Origin of the sequence: Paraburkholderia caribensis, assembly GCF_002902945.1 — a bacterium.
Taxonomy (GTDB): Bacteria; Pseudomonadota; Gammaproteobacteria; order Burkholderiales; family Burkholderiaceae; genus Paraburkholderia; species Paraburkholderia caribensis.
On the sequence record NZ_CP026103.1, the window covers coordinates 1,949,646 to 1,967,793 of the forward strand.

The 18,148-nt window shown below is 59.9% G+C and carries 14 protein-coding genes and 1 pseudogene; 6 read left to right on the top strand and 9 right to left on the bottom strand.

Annotation, left to right across the window (positions count from 1 at the left end; genetic code table 11):
* Positions 1-735 (bottom strand): SDR family NAD(P)-dependent oxidoreductase, encoded by a 735-nt coding sequence (locus C2L66_RS38400; RefSeq protein WP_060609473.1) that lies wholly within the window; start codon positions 733-735, stop codon positions 1-3.
* A gap of 108 nt (positions 736-843) precedes the next feature.
* Here C2L66_RS38400 and C2L66_RS38405 point away from each other — a divergent pair, with 108 nt between their 5' ends.
* From C2L66_RS38405 to C2L66_RS38415, 3 genes are all read left to right on the top strand, one after another.
* Complete coding sequence (locus C2L66_RS38405) at positions 844-1,857, top strand: LysR family transcriptional regulator (RefSeq protein ID WP_060609474.1); 1,014 nt, start codon at positions 844-846, stop codon at positions 1,855-1,857.
* A 424-nt stretch (positions 1,858-2,281) separates the two neighbouring features.
* Positions 2,282-3,808, top strand: coding sequence for a DUF1254 domain-containing protein (locus tag C2L66_RS38410; RefSeq protein WP_060609476.1), 1,527 nt, complete (start codon positions 2,282-2,284; stop codon positions 3,806-3,808).
* A gap of 43 nt (positions 3,809-3,851) precedes the next feature.
* The gene (locus C2L66_RS38415) at positions 3,852-5,396 is read left to right on the top strand and encodes a DUF1254 domain-containing protein (RefSeq protein ID WP_098021705.1); all 1,545 of its coding nucleotides are present in this window, start codon (positions 3,852-3,854) and stop codon (positions 5,394-5,396) included.
* A 111-nt stretch (positions 5,397-5,507) separates the two neighbouring features.
* On the opposite strand, the gene C2L66_RS38420 is transcribed toward C2L66_RS38415, so the two are convergent.
* From C2L66_RS38420 to C2L66_RS38445, 6 genes and pseudogenes are all read right to left on the bottom strand, one after another.
* Positions 5,508-6,173: a peroxiredoxin-like family protein gene (locus C2L66_RS38420; RefSeq protein WP_158512195.1), complete on the bottom strand. Its 666-nt coding sequence runs from the start codon at positions 6,171-6,173 to the stop codon at positions 5,508-5,510.
* Between the two features lie 103 nt (positions 6,174-6,276).
* The gene (locus C2L66_RS38425; protein ID WP_060609482.1) at positions 6,277-7,419 is read right to left on the bottom strand and encodes an alkene reductase; all 1,143 of its coding nucleotides are present in this window, start codon (positions 7,417-7,419) and stop codon (positions 6,277-6,279) included.
* Positions 7,420-7,581: 162 nt separating this feature from the next.
* Entirely contained in the window at positions 7,582-8,778 is a 1,197-nt protein-coding gene (locus C2L66_RS38430) for an MFS transporter (RefSeq protein WP_060610629.1), read from the bottom strand.
* 64 nt (positions 8,779-8,842) lie between these two features.
* The gene (locus C2L66_RS38435) at positions 8,843-10,063 is read right to left on the bottom strand and encodes an MFS transporter (RefSeq protein ID WP_060609484.1); all 1,221 of its coding nucleotides are present in this window, start codon (positions 10,061-10,063) and stop codon (positions 8,843-8,845) included.
* 407 nt (positions 10,064-10,470) lie between these two features.
* Positions 10,471-11,460 (bottom strand): zinc-dependent alcohol dehydrogenase family protein, encoded by a 990-nt coding sequence (locus tag C2L66_RS38440; protein ID WP_060609487.1) that lies wholly within the window; start codon positions 11,458-11,460, stop codon positions 10,471-10,473.
* 37 nt (positions 11,461-11,497) lie between these two features.
* A pseudogene (locus tag C2L66_RS38445) lies at positions 11,498-12,602 on the bottom strand (alkene reductase).
* 410 nt (positions 12,603-13,012) lie between these two features.
* Here C2L66_RS38445 and C2L66_RS38450 point away from each other — a divergent pair.
* The gene (locus tag C2L66_RS38450; protein ID WP_054931326.1) at positions 13,013-13,927 is read left to right on the top strand and encodes a LysR family transcriptional regulator; all 915 of its coding nucleotides are present in this window, start codon (positions 13,013-13,015) and stop codon (positions 13,925-13,927) included.
* Between the two features lie 260 nt (positions 13,928-14,187).
* Here the strand turns inward: C2L66_RS38450 and C2L66_RS38455 are convergent, their stop codons facing one another.
* Together C2L66_RS38455 and C2L66_RS38460 are read right to left on the bottom strand one after the other, a co-directional pair.
* Positions 14,188-14,616: a PRC-barrel domain-containing protein gene (locus C2L66_RS38455; RefSeq protein ID WP_082670526.1), complete on the bottom strand. Its 429-nt coding sequence runs from the start codon at positions 14,614-14,616 to the stop codon at positions 14,188-14,190.
* An 871-nt stretch (positions 14,617-15,487) separates the two neighbouring features.
* Complete coding sequence (locus C2L66_RS38460) at positions 15,488-17,167, bottom strand: putative bifunctional diguanylate cyclase/phosphodiesterase (RefSeq protein WP_060609490.1); 1,680 nt, start codon at positions 17,165-17,167, stop codon at positions 15,488-15,490.
* Positions 17,168-17,230: 63 nt separating this feature from the next.
* Between C2L66_RS38460 and C2L66_RS41060 the strand changes: the two genes are divergently transcribed.
* Both C2L66_RS41060 and C2L66_RS38465 read left to right on the top strand, forming a co-directional pair.
* Positions 17,231-17,515, top strand: coding sequence for a hypothetical protein (locus C2L66_RS41060; RefSeq protein ID WP_060609493.1), 285 nt, complete (start codon positions 17,231-17,233; stop codon positions 17,513-17,515).
* 103 nt (positions 17,516-17,618) lie between these two features.
* Positions 17,619-18,143: a DUF6622 family protein gene (locus tag C2L66_RS38465; protein ID WP_060609496.1), complete on the top strand. Its 525-nt coding sequence runs from the start codon at positions 17,619-17,621 to the stop codon at positions 18,141-18,143.
* The last annotated feature ends 5 nt before the right edge of the window (positions 18,144-18,148 follow it).

Sequence of the window (18,148 nt, forward strand, 5' to 3'; positions counted from 1 at the left end):
TCAAAGTTGTGCCAGGCCACCGTCGACGGCGACTTCGCTGGCGGTCATGAAGCTGCTGTCCGACGACGCAAGGAAGGCGGCCACCGCCCCGATCTCCGCGGGATCGGCCATACGTTGGAGCGGCGTCATCGCGCCGTAGGCCTTCTGGCCCTCTTCGCCGAGCGCCTCCTTCGCCAGTTCGGTCGCCGTCGCGCCGGGCGACAGCACATTCACCCGGATGCCCGTACTCTTCAGTTCCTCGGCCCAGGTCCGGGCGAGGTTGCGCACCGCCGCCTTGCTCGCGCTGTAGGCCGTGAATCCTGGGGCTCCCGTGGTGCCTGCGCTCGATCCCGTCAGGATGATCGAACTGCCCGAGCCCATCAGCGGCAGCGCCTTCTGGACCGTCAGGATCGTCCCCTTCACATTGGTCTCGAAGATGTCGTCAATGTGCTGGCCGGTGATCTGGCCGAGTGGAAGCGGGCTTCCCGTCCCGGCATTGGCAAAGACGATCTCGAGGGTTCCGCGCTCGGCCTTCACCGCCGTGTATAGCCGGTCCAGGTCGGCCAGATTGGAGACGGAGCCCTTCACCGCGCGGGCATTGGGCCCGAGATCGGTCAAAGCGGCGTCGAGCGCGTCCTGCCGGCGGCCGAAGATGAAGACGAAGGCGCCCTCCTCGATGAAGCGCTTTGCTGCGGCGCGGCCGATGCCCGAAGCGCCACCCGTTATCACCGCGGTCTTTCCATTCAGTCTGTTCATGTGTCATGCATCCTTCGAAACAAAAGCGACAAACCCGATTCTGCGACTCTTGCTTCATGAAGCCAATTGACCGAATATCTATAAATACCATCTACTTTTTAGATAAATATGTTGGACAACGTCACCATCAATCAACTGCGGGCGTTCGTCGCCGTGTGTGATGAGGGAAGCTTTTCCGGAGCCGCACGGCAGCTAAGGCGTGCGCAGTCAGCGATCAGTCATGCGATCGGCGCACTCGAGAGCGCCTTTGATGTGGTGCTGTTCGAGCGCAACACTCGCAAAGCGACGCTGACGGCTGCGGGCCGCAGCCTGCTGCCTGATGCGCGTGGGGTAATCTCACGCACGGAGGAGATGAAGATGCGTGCGGTTGCGATTGCTGAAGCCGGCGTGCCTCAGATCTCGGTTGCCGTGGATACCTATTTCCCACGTGCGCACCTGATCAAATGTCTGCGCACCTTGCAGGCGGACTTTCCAACGGTTGCAATCAATCTGCGCATGACGACCATGCAGGGCGGCGAGCGTTTGGTTCTCGAAGGCACGTGCGCATTGGCGGTGACGATCACGGACGTGCCGGAGTTGAGCCCCGGCACCATAGAAAGGCAGCATCTATCTGAAGTGCAAATGGTGACCGTCTGTGCACCATCGCATCCGCTGGGTTCAATCGCGGGGCCGATCCCGCGGGAGGAATTCGGCCGGCACATCCAGCTTGTCGTAACGGACAATCAGCCCGATGCGGAAAAGACCCAACAGGGCGTCGCCAGTGAACGCCAGTGGTGGGTGAACGACCTCGGCGCGAAGCACGATCTGCTCAGGGGAGGCTTGTGCTGGGGCCACATGCCGCGCCATATGGTCGATGAAGACCTCGCAAAGGGAACACTTGTCGAACTCCAACGGCGCGCATGGCATATGCGTCCTCTCACCTTCATGATCTCGCAGCGGCGCGGGTACTCTTTTTCCGAATGCGAGGCACAACTCGTTGAGCGTCTCGGCGATCACCAGAACTGCCCGAAGGATGCTATCGGAAGCTCGGTCCCACATAAAACCAGAAAAGCCCGGAATCCCGCCAAGCCTGAGGAACGACCAGTACGGCCTGGCGCTCCTCGGCGGACATCCGCAAAGTAGACCTCATCCGATCGGCCACAACCGGTCGTCGAGGCCGCATCCAATTCGGATATCTAATGTTTCGTCCGCCCACGCTAAATGGCCGGTCTTCGGCGAGCATATCGCTGGTGCCATTGCCTCGAAGCGGCCATGAAGCGACGCTCGCCTGTCCCGCAGGTTTGTCTTTCGAACGGCTGCTTTTGTCCAAGGATCAGTGCGGCAGGCGTGCGCCTCACTCGCATTTTCTCCGAAACAGTAAGTGTGATTGTTGACTGAATCGTGGACGTAGGCCTTTCTCTGTCCCATATGCCGAAATGCCGCGACACTTGATTTGCGGTCGCCGCGTAACCGTGCCTATCCTTGCAGTGCTGCGCCTGTCTGCTGAGTTACCGCGCAATCAGGCCATGTCGCGTTTCGACCATGAATAACACTCAGGGAAACTGTCATGCAGCTCACGCACGGGATGATCACCCGACTCGCGGTCGCGGCAATAGCAATGGTCGTATCGATTGCATCGCAGGCTCAGACTTCGCGTTACGACGCGCTCGTCAATGCCCAGTTTGACAAGGATTATCCAACGGCCGATACCGCTCGCAGTCTGCGCGATGAACTGATCTTCCAGCGCGCGACGCAGGCGTACCTGTGGGCACTGCCTGCCATTAATATCTGGGCGATGAAGGAGGGCTCTGAAAAGGTCTTCGGTGACGGATACAACGTGCTGCCCGTCTGGAAAGAGCGGATAACGGCATCCACACTTGTCACGACGCCCAATTCCGACGTTGTCTACGCGATGGGCTATCTCGATCTGCACAAGGACGGTCCGCTCGTCGTCGAGGCGCCGCAAGGCGTGCAAGGCATGTTTGATGACTTTTTCCAGCGTCCGCTGATCGGCCCCACCATCGATGGCCGTACCTGGATAGGCGACGTTGGTCTTGCCGGTCCCGACAAAGGCAAGGGCGGCACGTACGTTCTCCTGCCACCCGACTACAAGGGCGAGCCGCCGAAAGACAGCATGCCCAAGGGTGCCTTCGTTTATCGCTCGCGCACCTATAACGTGTTCCTTTTCTGGCGCACGTTCTTCACCAACCCAAAGGATCTGACGAGGCCGAACGCCCAGATCGCCGCGACGCGCATTTATCCGCTCGGCAAGAAGGCGAGCGCGAAGCCGATGCAGTTTCCGGACGCGAACCAGCGACCTGCCGACCTGCTTTTCCCACGCGATATCCGCTACTTCGAAATGATGTCGCGCTTCATCGATAGCGAATACGTCGATCCGTCCGATCTCGATATGCGCGGCTTCCTGCATACGATCGGCATCGAGAAAGGCAAGCCGTTTGCGCCGACGCCCGAGATGCACGCGCTACTGGACAGCGCCGCGCAGGCCGGATTCAAGATGAGCAAGGTTGTGATCACCGAGATGCTGCCGCAGGAGCCGGGTGGCAAGTACTATCCTGATCGCCAGTGGGTCAACGTATTTGCGGGCGAGGACACGGCGTTCCAGTCGAGCCACACCTTTACCAACCTCGAACAACGCTCCGGGTACTTTACAAGCGCCTATTCGGCGAGCCCGGGCATGGTGAAGAATCTCATCGACGCAGGCGCAAAGTACCCCGTGACGTTCCGCGACAAAGACGGCAATTTTCTGGATGGAGGGCAGTCGTACACGCTGCATCTGCCGCCTGACATCCCCGCGAAAAACTTCTGGTCGGCTACGGTGTATGACGCGACCACAGCATCTGGCCTGGATAGCGGACAGCCGCACCCGTCGCTGAACAAGATGGATCAGCCGATGCAGAACGCCGATGGCTCCCTCGATCTTTACTTCGGCCCCACCGCACCCGCTGGCAAAGAGAAGAACTGGCTTCGAACGGTCCCCAGCAAAGGCTACTTCGTGATCTTCAGACTCTACTCACCGGAGAAGGCCTTTTTCGATCAGACCTGGAAACCTGGAGACCTCGAAAAGAAAAGTTGATACGCCTGAATCTATAACTGAGAACCCGCGCAACGAGGCAAACATGGCTGATCAAGATGATGTGAATTCCACGCGAAGGCTCGTCACTACGATGAGCGCAGCATTGCCGCTCGCTTACGCAGCGTTAGCGGCTGTGCCGCGATCTGCCGACGCCGCTGCCGCGAAAGACAACGGGTCGAAGCGCGCGAATCCTGCAACCAGCACATCGGTGAAAGAGACGCTCCCACCAGCTGGAATCCTGATGCATCCGGAATACGCGCAGGTCATCGCGCGTATGGCCTATGTTTGGGGCTGGCCGATGGTCAACATGTTGAATCGCAACGCGCGTATCACCAAGGCGCCGTATCCGGGCCTGCTGGCCGGCGTGCTGCCAGCGGCTCCGCGCGGGCAGGTTGGCATGCTTCACGACTACATCGATCCAGCTGAGACCTTCGTGACATGCCCTAACCAGGACGTGGTGTATGGTCTGGGTTTTTTCTCGCTCGACGAAGAGCCCGTCGTCGCCCAGGTGCCCGACTTTGGCGACCGGTTCTGGGTCTATGCACTGTACGACGCGCGAACCAATCAGTTTGGTCATCTCGGCAAGCCTTACAAAACGCGGCGCGGATTCTATCTGCTCGCCGGGCCGAACTGGAAGGGTATCAAGCCTGTGGGCATCACCGACGTGATCCGCTGTCCCACTGCGCTCGCCAATGCAATTCCGCGCGTCTTCCAGAACGACACACCACAGGATAAGCAAGCCATCCAGACGGTACTGAATCAGATCGTCTTTTATCCGCTCAAACAGTTTAATGGCCGCATGAAGACGATCGACTGGATGAACGCGCCCATCATCCAGCCGCCAACGGAAGACAAAGGCAGTGACGAGGGCGGCGGTGAAACGAAGTGGGTGATCCCCGAGAAGTTCTTTGATCAGTTTCCTCAGGTGCTCGATACGGTTGCGCCACTGCCGGGCGAGGAAGCGCTCTATGCGCAGTTCAGATCGTTGATGGAAGTGGCAAACCGCGATCCTGAAATCAAAAAGATACTGGTCTCGACGGCCGTCGACACGGAGCAGCAAGCTATCGCTCCGTTCTTCGAATGGCGGCGCAACGGAGTGCCAGCCGGCAACAACTGGAATCGCTCGACCAACAACGCACAGACGGGGTTCGATTATTTCGACCGCACGGGGACGGCCAAATCGAACATGTTCGATAACAGGCCGAATGAGACGCAGTATTTCTACACGGATTTCGACGCGTCTGGTCAGGCGCTCAACGGCGCGAACACCTATGAAATTACTTTCGCCAAAGGGGAAGAGCCGCCCGTCAACGGTTTCTGGTCGCTGACGCTCTACAACGACAAACATCTCTTCCATGCGAACGACCTGAAGCGCTATTCCCTTGGCACCAAGAACACGAGTCTCAAGCGTAACGCGGATGGTTCGATGACGCTCTACGCTGGAGCGAAATCGCCCGGATCAGATCGCGAGTCAAACTGGCTACCTGCGCCAGCTCGAGCATTCTCGCTATACATACGGGCCTACTGGGGAAAGCAGTCGATCCTCGACGGTTCCTGGAAGCCGCCTCAGATTCGAACGATGGCCTGACGATCGCAACGGATGGCCGTTCCGCTTCCATACCTGTCGTTGCGCTGTTCATATTTGAGTTGGCTGATACATCGGCCCGTTTCCCGCTCAGACTCACAAACACAGCAAAAATCACGGGGATTTTTTCACGACTTCCAGTACCGCAAGACGCCCTCGATTGCGATCGCGCACTTCACGTCGTGCCCGAAACGCATCCAGCGCCTTCAATAACGACTCGCCGTCAAACCCGTTTCGATAGTCGAAATCGACATGTGCAAAAGCGACAATGCCGTCCTCGTCGAGAAGATATGTCGCGGGCACGGGAACAAGAAACAATCCTGACCGTCTTTTTTTAGGAGGTACGTACCCGAGATCGATGTACCGACCGCGTAGCTCCTCGGGCAGATCGAAGGTCAAGCCAAACGCGCGTGCGACGCGAAGATCCGTATCGACGAGTTCGGGAACGGGTAAATGGGCAGTTTTCAGCGACGCATCCGGCGGAGCAAGCGCAACGGCCTTCGCTCCCGCTGACACAATACGGCCGTGTATCGCGGAGAATCGCGCGAGATTCTCTTCACCGAACGAGCACCACGAACCGCGCAGAAAGTTGAGCACAACGGGACCCGAGCGCAGAAGCTGCTCCAGCATGACCTTGTTGCCAAGCTTGTCGTGCAATGCAAACATCGGCGCCCGAGCACCCGCGCGCAACGCATTGGTTATGGTGGCCGACGCACGGGCCATCGCGATCTCGGCCGACGCATCCGTATCCATGTCCGATATCACCAGCCCTTTTCTCATGATCGATCTATCTCCTGGAAACCGACCGGACACATCACAAACGTGATGCGTGCGGCCGGCTTTTTTCTGTCGGACTCGATCCCGCCCGCGCAGGTGCACGCGGTTAAACTGCCTCTGCACTTTCCTCGTCTTGCACAGCGCCGTTCGCCGCTTGCTCGGCTTCGTATGTCGGAAAGTCCGAGTAGTTCTCCTCGCTTCCACCCCAGAACGCGGCACGCACATACGGCGTGAGCGGCAGATCGTGTGCAAGGCGATAGGGAAGGTCAGGATTCGACGAGAAGTGGCGTCCGAACGCGACCAGATCCGCCACGCCCGAATTGACGATCTCGATTGCGCTTTCGCGGTCAAACCCGCCTGCTGCGATGATGGGGCCTGAGAAGTGTGGGCGCAGATACGCAGCCGCAACGACAGGATGGCCGTGGTGCAACGTGTCGTCGCCTTTGATGCGCGGTTCGATCACGTGGAGGTAGGCAATTCCGTACGCATCCAGCGCCTTTGCGACATGGCTGAACGTCGCTTCGGGGTTGCTATCCGACACACCGCCCCATTCGCCCGATGGCGAAATGCGCACGCCGACGCGATCCGCGCCGAACACGGAAATCAACGCTTCAAGTGCTTCGCGCAGAAACCGCACGCGGTTTTCGATCGGACCGCCATATTCATCCGTGCGCCGGTTCGTGCCGTCCTGAATGAACTGATCGACAAGATAACCGTTGGCGCCGTGCAACTCGACGCCGTCAAAGCCCGCCTTCTTTGCACGCTCGGCAGCCTGACGAAAGTCTTCAACGATGCCTGCAATCTCGTCGGTCTCCAGCGCACGGTGCGGCGACACAGGAACGAAGCCGTCGGTGGTCAGCGCAACGCCCTCGAACGGTACGACTGAAGGCGCGACCGGGTCGCCGCCGTCGTTGACTTCGACGTGGCTCTGGCGGCCGCCGTGAATCAGCTGCAGGAACGCGCGACCGCCCTTCGCGTGCACTGCGTCGGCGATAGCCTTCCAGCCCGCGTCCTGACCATCGTGGAAGATGCTTGCTGCGCCAAGATACGAACGGGCCTGCCGGGAGACACTCGCCGCTTCGATGATGACAAGGCCGCCTTCCGATGCACGCTGACCGTAGAAGTCCGCCATCATCGGGCTCGGAATATCGTCCGGCTGGATGGTGCGCAGTCGGGTCATCGGAGCAAGTACGACGCGATGATTGAGGTCATATGCGCCGACCTTTCTGGAAGTGAAGAGCCTGGTCATGATGTTTCCTTTGAGAGTTGGGGTTGAGCACCTCAGGGAGCGGTGCGTCACGCGATGCGTTGGGATCCAATGTAGAGAATCCGAGGCGCCTGAAATAGGCCTCTATCAGGATGAGGTCTATTCCGTATCGGGATAAGTCAGCGCGCAGCGCCGAGTTCGTCATCAATGTCGCCTTCCGTTGTCTGCGGTAACGACACGCGCATCCCGACGATCGATTCGGCCGCTGTGCCAGGTCAGCATGAGTGCGCCGAGTACAACGACAGATGCGATCCAGGGTGTGCTCATGAGCCCCATGTGGCTGACGATGGCGCCGCCCGTCCACGCTCCACCCGCCACACCCAGATTGAACGCAGCGATATTCATCCCGGAGGCGATATGGACCGAGTGCGGTGCGAAACGCTCGGCCTGTCTCACGACATAGATCTGCAAGGCCGGCACGTTGCCGAAGGCGACGGCGCCCCAACCGAGCACGACGATCAGGACAAGCGTTTTACTGGTCGCCGTGACGTCGAGGAGCAGCAGCACGCCTGCCAGCAGGGCAAAGATCAGCTTGAGCGCGGTAACGGGTCCGAGCGAATCGGCCAGCCTTCCACCCGCCATGTTTCCGAAGGCCACCGACACGCCGTAAACCAGCAGAACCATGCCGACGACAGGCGGACTGAAACCGGAAATCTGCTCGAGAATCGGCGCGAGATAGGTGAACGCAATCAAGGACCCGCCGTAACCGACCGCCGTCATTGCAAACACCAGCAACAGGCGCGGCTTCAGAAATAACTCAGCTTGCCGGCGGATTGACGCGGGCGGCACATGCGCGATATCGCGCGGTACAAACACCAGCGTGCCCATCATGGCGACGAGGCCAAAGGCCGCGACCACAAGAAAGGTTGCCCGCCATCCAAAGTGTTGACCTATGAGCGTACCAAGCGGAACCCCCGTCACGAAGGCGACGGTAAGACCGCTGAACATCGTCGCGATTGCGCTGCCCGCCTTCTCTTTAGGTACGACGCTCGTCGCGATGATCGAGCCGACGGAGAAAAAGACCCCGTGTGCAAAGCCGCTTAGCACGCGCGCGACGATAAGCGTTGCGTAGCCCGGTGACTGCCACGCGAGCAGATTCGCGAACGTGAATAACGCCATCAGCGAGATCAACAACGTTTTGCGCGGCATCCGGCCTGTCAACGCGGTGAGCACCGGCGCGCCGACTGCCACACCCAGTGCGTAGAAGGTGACCAGCAAGCCTGCCGACGGCAACGATACCGACAGATCAGCGGAGAGCGTCGGTATCAGCCCGACGATAACGAATTCGGTTGTTCCGATGGCGAATGCACCGATTGTCAGTGCAAGCAGGGCGAGAGGCATGATCGACTCCAGACGTGAAGGCATCCGCGACACCAACACGATGAGAAAAATGAACGTAAGGGATTCAGGTCGACGCACGATGGCCCGGCCGGAACGCGTGCCCAGACGAGTGCCAGGCAACGACGAGCCCGATCATCACGAGCGCCAGTAACACCCACGCCATGGCGCCCACGCCGCTGGTGTCGAGCAGGATGCCGCCAATCAGACCGCCGCCTGCGATGGCGCCATTCCAGACGGTCACGATCATCGATTGCGCCGTGTCGGCGCCTTCGCCCGCCGCATCGGCCGATGCCGTCTGGAGAAGCGTCGCTGCGCCGCCAAAGGTCGAGCCCCACGCCGCAACTGCGGAGTACACCACCCACGGCAATGTTCCATCTAGTGCGAGCGCGGCCGACGCAAGCGCGAACACCGCGAGACTTGCGAGCACGAGTGCGCGAAGCCATCGGTCGATCAGAGCGCCCGTGACCCAGATTCCTGCGATGGCGGCCAGGCCGAAAACCAGCAGCACGGCTTCGACGCTCTCGGTCATATGAGCCCGCACGAGAAACGGCGCGATATAGGTGTAAAGGATGTTGTGGGCCAACATCCACGCGAGGATGACGAACAGCACGGGCCGAACGCCCGGTGTCCGGAACACGTCGACGACACTCCGCCCCGCTCCGTCACGTTGTCCGGCAAGCTTGGGCGCCTTCCACATGACCCAGAACACCAGCACGATCGTCAATGCCGACATCACACCAAATGCTGTACGCCAGCCGAGCAACTCTCCCAGCCATGTCCCGGCGGGCACGCCGAGCGCAAGGGCGATGGGCGTGCCGACGAGCGCAATGGCCATCGCGCGGCCCTGCAGATGCGCGGCAACCATGCGGCGCGCGTAGCCCGGTACGAGACCCCACGTCACGCCCGCTGCCGCACCCGCCATGAATCGCGCCGCAAGCGTGAGCCAATACCACGACGACAATGCCGTGACCGTGTTGAAGACGAAGAACAGTGCGATGGCGAGTAACAATACGGTTCGTCTCGACCATGCGCGCGTCGCTGCCGTCACCGGTATCGCGGCCGCGACGGAGCCTAGCGCATAGAGGGTGACCATCTGACCGGCCCATGACTCCGGCACGTTGAGCCCACGACTGATTTCAGGCAGCAGTCCCGCTGGCAGTGTCTCGGTAAGAATGGCGATAAAGCCGGTCATCGCCAGTGCGAGCAGACCAGCAACAGGTAACGAGTCAGCGGGCGTAGTCCGCACACCCGCGTCAATCTCACAGACAGGAAGTTGGGTAGACATGATCGGAATCCTCGATAAATGCGCGAGTGCCAGACGAAATGTCGTGCACCCGGTTTCGAGTCGAATGTATCTGCGCGTACCCGCTCGAACTAGACGCAGGCGCGGATAGGCTTCATTCCAGATCGGAGGGAAGTGACACGACAGGATGTGCGGATGGCGCACGTGGCGCTAATGCAAACGCACCGGCAGGCGCATTGCTTTTGTCAGCGATACGGATCGGGTTGACGGGCTTACAAGGGGGGATGTGTACGACATCGCCGACAGGTCACCGCCTGGCGGGAACGAACGCTGCGCGCGCTCTGCGGGCAAGCGAAGCGATGCGAGGCTACCCAAAGGCATCTCTCCGCTTCGCCGCCGTCATGAAGTACAGCACGCACCAACTCAGTGGCGCGTGGCAGTGAGGCGTATCAGACGCTCACCACGATCTTGCCGAACTGGCCATTCTGTTCGAGATAGCGATGTACCTCGACCATGTCGTCGAATTTGAACTCGCGATCGATGACCGGTTTGAGCTTGCCCTGCTCGATTCCTTTGAGGATAAACTCGACGGCAGCTTTTTGCCGCGCTGGGTTGCCGGTGGTTACCCACAGGTTGTGCGCCCGGATGGTTTGCAGTTTGGCAATCATCGGCAGAACGGGTATCTCCGTCGGACCTTGTGCAAGCGCGCCATAAATAAACGCGATGCCCTGGAACGCAAGCACCGAGATCAGTTTAGCGAAGTTCGGGCCGCCTACTGGATCGAAGACGACGCGAGCACCGTTACCATCGGTGATGCGCATGATTTCCGCAACAAAGTCCGTTTCGTTCGTGACGATAACGTGAGCTGCGCCGGCATCCAGCAAAGCCTGACGTTTTTCAGCCGTACGCGTCAATGCGATGGGCGTCGCGCCCGCATAGTTGGCGATCTGGATCGCGGCCAGACCCACGCTGCTCGAAGCAGCAGGCACCACGACGAAATCGCCCGTCGTCACCCTGGCGTCTTCGATCAGCGCGCTATATGCCGTGATGAACATCATCCAGACGGACGCGGCCTCCGTGTATGACAGCGACTTCGGATGTGCGACAACGGCGTGCTCGGGAACAATGATGACTTCCCCGTATGTTCCGTACTGGTTAAACGAAAACGATGGAATGACGTTGACCTCGTCACCAGGTGCGATGCCCTCGACGCCCGGTCCGACAGCATCGACGATACCGGCCGCTTCGTACCCTAGTCCTGCTGGAAACGTAACGGGTTCGATGTAGTCATCACGCCGCCACATCGACTCTGCGCGGTTGATGCCGATCGCCTTCACCTTCATGCGAACTTCGTTGGCGAGTGGTTCGCGTACGGGGACATCGACGAATTCAAGAACGTCGGGGCCACCTGCGGAGGAAAACTGAATAATGCGAGGCATGGCTATCTCTTGAGTGAAGAAAAAAGTGGTGTGCGGGCTATTCTTTCGGAGTGGCGTCGTAGGCCGGGAAGTCCGAGTAGTGCCGTTCGGTGCCACCCCAGAAGGCTGCCCGCACATACGGAGTCAGCGGAAGCTTGTGTTTGAGCCGGTAAGGCAGATCGGGGTTCGAACTGAAGTACCGACCAAACGCAACGAGGTCGGCATCGCCCGAAGCAACGACAGCCTCAGCGCTGTCGCCGTCGAAGCCGCCTGCAGCAATGATCGGACCTGAGAAATATCGGCGCAGGTACTTCACCGCAACGGGAGGGTGACCTTCATGCAGCGTATCGTCGCCTTTGATGCGTGGTTCAATCACGTGCATATAGGCGATCCTGTAAGAGTCCAGCACCTGTGCGACGTGACTGAACGTCGCCTCGGGATCGCTGTCGGAAATGCCACCCCATTCGCCCGAGGGCGAAATGCGTACGCCAACACGATCCGCACCGAAGACCGAGATCAGCGCTTCGACTGCTTCGCGCAGAAAGCGCACGCGGTTTTCGATCGGACCGCCATAGGCATCCGTGCGCGTGTTGGTCCCCGTCCTGGATGAACTGATCAACCAGGTAACCGTTCGCGCCGTGAAGCTCAACACCATCGAATCCCGCGTCTTTGGCCCGCTGCGCAGCCACGCGAAATTCCTCGATGATGCCGGGTATCTCTTCCAGGCCGAGCGCGCGATGAGGCGACACGGGCACGAAGCCATCCTTCGTGAGCGCCACGCCCTCGAACGGAACAACGGAAGGCGCCACAGGATCGACGCCGCCCGTCATCTCGACATGACTCTGACGTCCGCCGTGAATCAATTGCATGAAGGCATATCCGCCCTTCGCATGCACCGCGTCGGCGATCGCTTTCCAGCCTTCGATCTGGCCATCATGAAAGAAACTCGCCGCACCGAGATACGAGCGTGCCACCTTCGAAATGCTCACACCTTCAATCAGCACGAGACCACCTTCGGACGCGCGCTGCCCGTAAAAGTCGGCCATCATCGGGCTCGGGATTTCGTCCGGCAAAATGGTGCGCAGCCGCGTCATAGGCGCAAGCACGATTCGATGTGAAAGCACAAAAGCGCCGACTTGCTTTGGAGTGAACAGGTGAGCCATGGCGTTTCCCCCAGCGACGTGATGAAGGGTGAGATGTGAACGCTGCTTCGGTGTTTCGGACTGTAGTTATTTCTATGCGGATAGATAAGAGGCCGTATTTGCATAGGGCCTATTCCGTAGCGGGATAAATCGCAGGGGTGAATGTCAGTGTCAGGCGCCACGACCTCGAAAAGCTGGCGTCCCGAAGCACCGCCCTTGACAGACCACCATGTCAGGTGACCATTTACGCACTATCCTTCGTTGTTTCCGTGCGCCTTGGCACGACCTGATACAAGCTGATATTTCCCGGCCGGACGCCGGCGGACAGGTGAGGTACGCTATCGGCACATCCGACAACACACCAGACAGTGTGTGGCTGAAGCCCACACAGGCCGTGCGCCGTTAGCCTTGCGTCGTTCAGGAGAATCCCGATGGACCGCCTTGCAGCATTCGAAATCTATATCCGCGTCGTCGACACAGGCTCGTTTTCAGCGGCGGCAAGACATTTCGACGTGGGTCAACCGGCTGTGTCGAAGGCCGTGGCGCAGCTGGAGGAGTGGCTTGGGGTCAAATTGCTGCTGCGTTCGACGCGCTCGTTGACGCCGACCGAGGCAGGCCAGAATTTCTATGCGCGGGCAAAGCGCGCGGTTGAGGAATCGGGCGCTGCTGTGCTTGCTGCGCGAGGTACGGCTGCTGGTCTGACAGGCAAACTCCGCGTGTCGGCAGCAGTCTGCTTCGCGAGGCTTCACATCGTTCCAAAGTTGCCCAATTTTCTGAACCGGAATCCCGACCTGGACGTCGAACTCGTACTTGACGATCGAAACATCGACCTGGTTGAAGAAGGCGTCGATCTGGCGTTACGGATGGGCGATCTGGCCGACTCCAATATGACCGCACGTCGCATTGGGGAGGCACGACGGCGAGTGCTCGCTACGCCCGCCTACTTTGAACGATGCGGTGTGCCATCGATGCCCGCAGACCTGCTGAAGCATCACGCGGTAGTCTATACGCGCGACATCAATAGTGGCGAGGACTGGACCTTCCGAAGGGATACTGTAGAACAGTCGATCAAACTCCAGAGTCGCGTCAAGATATCCGCAACGGAGGGACTCCGCGCCGCGGTTTTCTCTGATATAGGGCTTGCGGTTGCATCCGAGTGGGCGTTCGCCCCGGAACTGAAGTCCGGGGTTGTCGTTGCTGTCATGGATGACTGGAACCTGCCGAGCATCGCACTTTCCGCGCTTTATCCGACCGGGCGTATGGCCAGCAGCAAGGCCCGTCAGTTCGCCGCTTTCGTCGAAGAATGTCTCTCGTCCGAATTTGCGCCGACTCTCCTGTCTGCGTAATCGGTCGAGCACTGCCCGAATTCCTGCGTCGCCATCCGCGCGTTCTGTCTGAATGGCATTTTGACCCGTCCGCGCTCGCGTTTGAATCAAAATCTTGAAATGACGCGGCGCCTCGGTTTGTGAATCCGGATTGTCGGGTCGGGCTCGCTCAGGGCCAGGGCGACAAAATCAGAAGGGGCTCCACTTCTCTAGATCGAGAAGTATGGCTAGCCCCTTGTTTGCAGATGAAAGATTGAATATCGGATTGTCGGCGGCCGACCTTAACCCTTGGCGTATTCGAATTCAGGGAGCTTGCTCAGCGCATCCTTGCTGGCACCATCCAGTATCATTTTCGGTGAGATCTGCTTGAACCGCTGCACCGGGATAGCGACGCGGTGCGCGGCGATGCCGAGAAATCCGCCAACATCAATAATGGCCACGGAAAGTGACCCATCGGGCGCGACAATCATGTCGTCGACCCGTCCTATCTTTTCGTTTTTCTCGTTGTACACGTCGGTGTGGACTAGCTTCGATGCACGCCACCCCTTCGCTACGAGTTGCGTTTGTGTGACGCTCACGCCGAGAGGTACCGCGCCCGCGATCGGTGCCTCGGACTGCTGCCCGATCGCGAGGCCGGCCGGGAACATGGTTGTCGTCACGGCGAACAAAACTGAGAGGATTCTTGTAGCCTTTTCGATTTTTGCATTCATGATGTACTCCCGATGCGCACTAGTAAATGGGGCACCCTGCGCCGCCACTGTTGCTGAGTGCTACCAGCAGCACTTGAGTGATCAGGGTCTGCATAGGCCGAGCGGCAATGGAATCCACCCGTCTCTTCGGCTCGAACCATGGCGAAGCCCTGTAACGACCGTCGCGGCCCGTCAGCGTCGCTGGTGCTCCGATCTCAACCAAGGGTAACTTCATCCACGGCATCAGATTTTGCGCCGATCTGATTGCCCATGAAGTCAAGCGTAAGCCCGCCAAGAGCGCGATTCTTTCTCTTTTCTGCCGAGATGTATCAAAAATCTGCAGTGTGACCCGCGCCCGGACCGGTCGTGAAACGCTGTCATGGTATTAAGAGATGTTGGCGGAACTCCAGTAAGCGCTCGTTGCGCCCCTGATGCAAAGGCCGGCGAAAATCTCGGTGCCGCAAACGGAACCCTGAAACAATTGATGCCTGCCTTCGAGCCTGGTCAGGACCGTCTTTTGCAGGTTATGAAGTAGAAATCGTAGTTGAGCACTGCGAATTGATAAGCTTTTGACCAACGATCTCCGACTACGGACCAACGACCGATGTGTCACGGGATCGTGCGACTGCGAACGCCCGCTGAGGTGCGCAGAACTGACATTTGACGGTCCGTCAATGTGCACCGACGAACGGCTGGAGTTGGCCGATTGGGTGAAGTGGCCAACGGCCGATTATGGACACACCGGCTCGCAAAAGCTGGATTCAGCTGACTGACCGGGTTGGAGAAGGTCATCTGACCGGAGTGGGTCGGGCCGCGTCTGTCCGCTCATCGAACTCATCGCTGGAAAGCGGCCAGTCGGCAGTGCGGACTCCGAGGGGCCGCCTGTTGACCACTAGCGCGATCCGCTTCCTGCGTCGTGCAACGACGAAGCTCCAGCCGCCCCGAACCGTGTCTCGGCGTAAGGTTCGATTCGCGCTGCCGTTACCGGTTTGCCAATGAAATAACCTTGCGCCGCGTCGCAACCGAGTTCTTTGACGAGGGCGAATTGCGTTTCGGTCTCGATGCCTTCCGCGACCGTTCTCATGCTCAGCGCGCGCGCGAGCGCCACCATTGCTTCGACCATCGCGCGTGCCTGGCGACAGGTCTCCTTGACAGTGAGCTCCTGCACGAACGACTTGTCGATCTTGATGCGATCGACAGGCAGCCGTGTGAGGTATGCGAGGCTGGAATAGCCGGTGCCGAAATCGTCGAGCGAGACGGTCACGCCGAGCCTTCTTACAGCTGAAAGCGCGCGCGACGCGGCCGCGAAGTCGCTCATGACGACCGTCTCCGTCACCTCGATGTCGAGTGCGGAAGCGCATACTCCGGCCGTCTCGGCCGCCTCCGAAACCAGTGCGGCGAGATCGCAGTTCTGGATCGTCGTGGCCGAGAGATTGACGGCGACCTTGAACGGCATGCAGTTCGCCGCCTGCCATTTCGCCGCCTGGCGGAACGCAAGGCGAATGAGCCAGTCGCCCGTTGCCTCGTAGGCCGGCGATTCATGCAACACGTCGAGAAAGTCGGCCGGCGTGAGCAGCCCCAGTTGCGGATGGTTCCATCGCAGAAGCGCCTCGGCTCCATAGACGCGGCCAGTATGCAGGTCCAGTTGTGGCTGGTAGTGCAGTTCGAACTGGCGCCCGGCGCTCGCACTCTCCAGATCCGCGCGTAGCCGCCGGCGATGCGAGAGGCGCTGCGCATCCTCCTTGCCAAACGACCACACATGCGACCCACCCGCACGCTTCGCGTGATACATCGCGATGTCCGCGTTGCGCAGCAGCTCGGCTGCATTCGATGCCGAAATGGGATAGCGCGCCACGCCGATGCTCGCGCCCACCGAGGCCCGCACGCACGGCGTCTGAATTGGCTCGCGCATGCGTATTGTGACGTCGCGCGCGACTCGCGCGGCCTCGCCCTCGGGAGCGTCGACGAGGAAAATGACGAATTCGTCACCACCGATGCGCGAAACACTGGCGCCTTCGGCACACATGGCGGAAAGACGCTCGCCGATGGCACGCAGCACTTCATCGCCCGCCGCGTGGCCAAACGAGTCGTTGATATCCTTGAAGCGGTCAAGGTCGACGAAGAGCAGATCGACGGAAGCGGCCGCGCCTTTGTCGACGAGAATGTTCAGGCGCAGTAGCAGTTCCCGCCGGTTCATGAGACCGGTCAGCTCGTCATACGTCGCCTGGCGCGACAAGCGTTCGGAGATAGCGCGCGCTTCGGTGACATCGCGGACCAGCACGACGATACCGTCGTCGCTTGGGAACGCCCGCACTTCAAACCAGGCACCGAGCGGCGCGTAGAAGTCCGTCGCGGTGCTGGGCTTACGCGTCTCGGCCGTCTGCCGATAGGCTGCTTCGTAGCTCGACCCGATGAGATCTGGGTATTCGGCCCAGATCTCGCGACCCAGCAGGTCCTCGGACCGACGCTTCAGCAGCCGCCCAGCGGTCCGGTTGATGTTCCGAAACCTCCACTCCCGGTCGATCGTCATGACGCCGTCCGTGATGTGATCGAGTATTTGAAAACTTTCCACGTCCTTGTCCCTTCCTTGATCGACCGGTGCTATGGCCCCGATATGTCTCTTTGATCGCTAACAGTGCGTATCGTAGGAGGAAATTGGCATGTTAGCGAACCGAAAGCTCAGCAGGAAGCGGACATTCACGGTGCCGGTTCTCCCGATCCGGCGGTTGTCGTTAGTGCAATCACGCATCACGCGTCCTCTGGTCGCTCGAACAACTGTCGGGATAAGGCGATCATCGGCACGCCCGCATCCGAAGAGATTTTCGATGCCGGAATCGACGTGCCCGAATTCGCATTGCCGCGGAACCAGCTCGAACTCAGCCTGATTCCGGCCAACGCAAACACCCTCATTCTTCGCTAATTCCCCGCCGCTACGATGCAGATCGTTCGCTAGTGCAGTCCGTCATCACCGATCCGAAAACATTTCTTTTTTCGTCTGACGCATTCGTCTGAAGGAGATCATCATGTCGCTCGCAGCCATTCTTCACGGCACGCCCATCTGGGTCTGGGTGCTGCTCGCATTCCTGCTCTCGCGCGGGTTCAAGGCCATGAACAGCGGCACCGCGCCGCTTCCCAGACTTGCCACCGTGCCGCTCGTGTTCGCGGTCTGGGGCATTGCGCATCTCGTGACAGACCCGCTGACGGGTTGGGCCGACGCGAGCGTCTGGGTGGTTGCCGCGCTGGCGGGTGTCGCGGCGGGCGTGTTCATCGCGAGCCGCACGCGCTTCATCGTCGATCCCGTCGCGAACACGGTGATGCTGCCCGGTTCCATGCTGCCGCTGGCGCTGATCGTCATCACCTTCGCCGCCAAGTTCTGGCTCGGCGTCGAACTGGCGACGGCAACCAGTCTGGCGTCGCTCGGCACGTATATGTTGATCAGCGCAGCCGTATCGGGCGCCGTCGCAGGCATGTTCGCGGGCCGCTTCCTGACGTACTGGCGAGCCATGAGCGCACGCCGCATCGTTCAGGCCTTTTCGCAGGGCGCGTGAGAGGG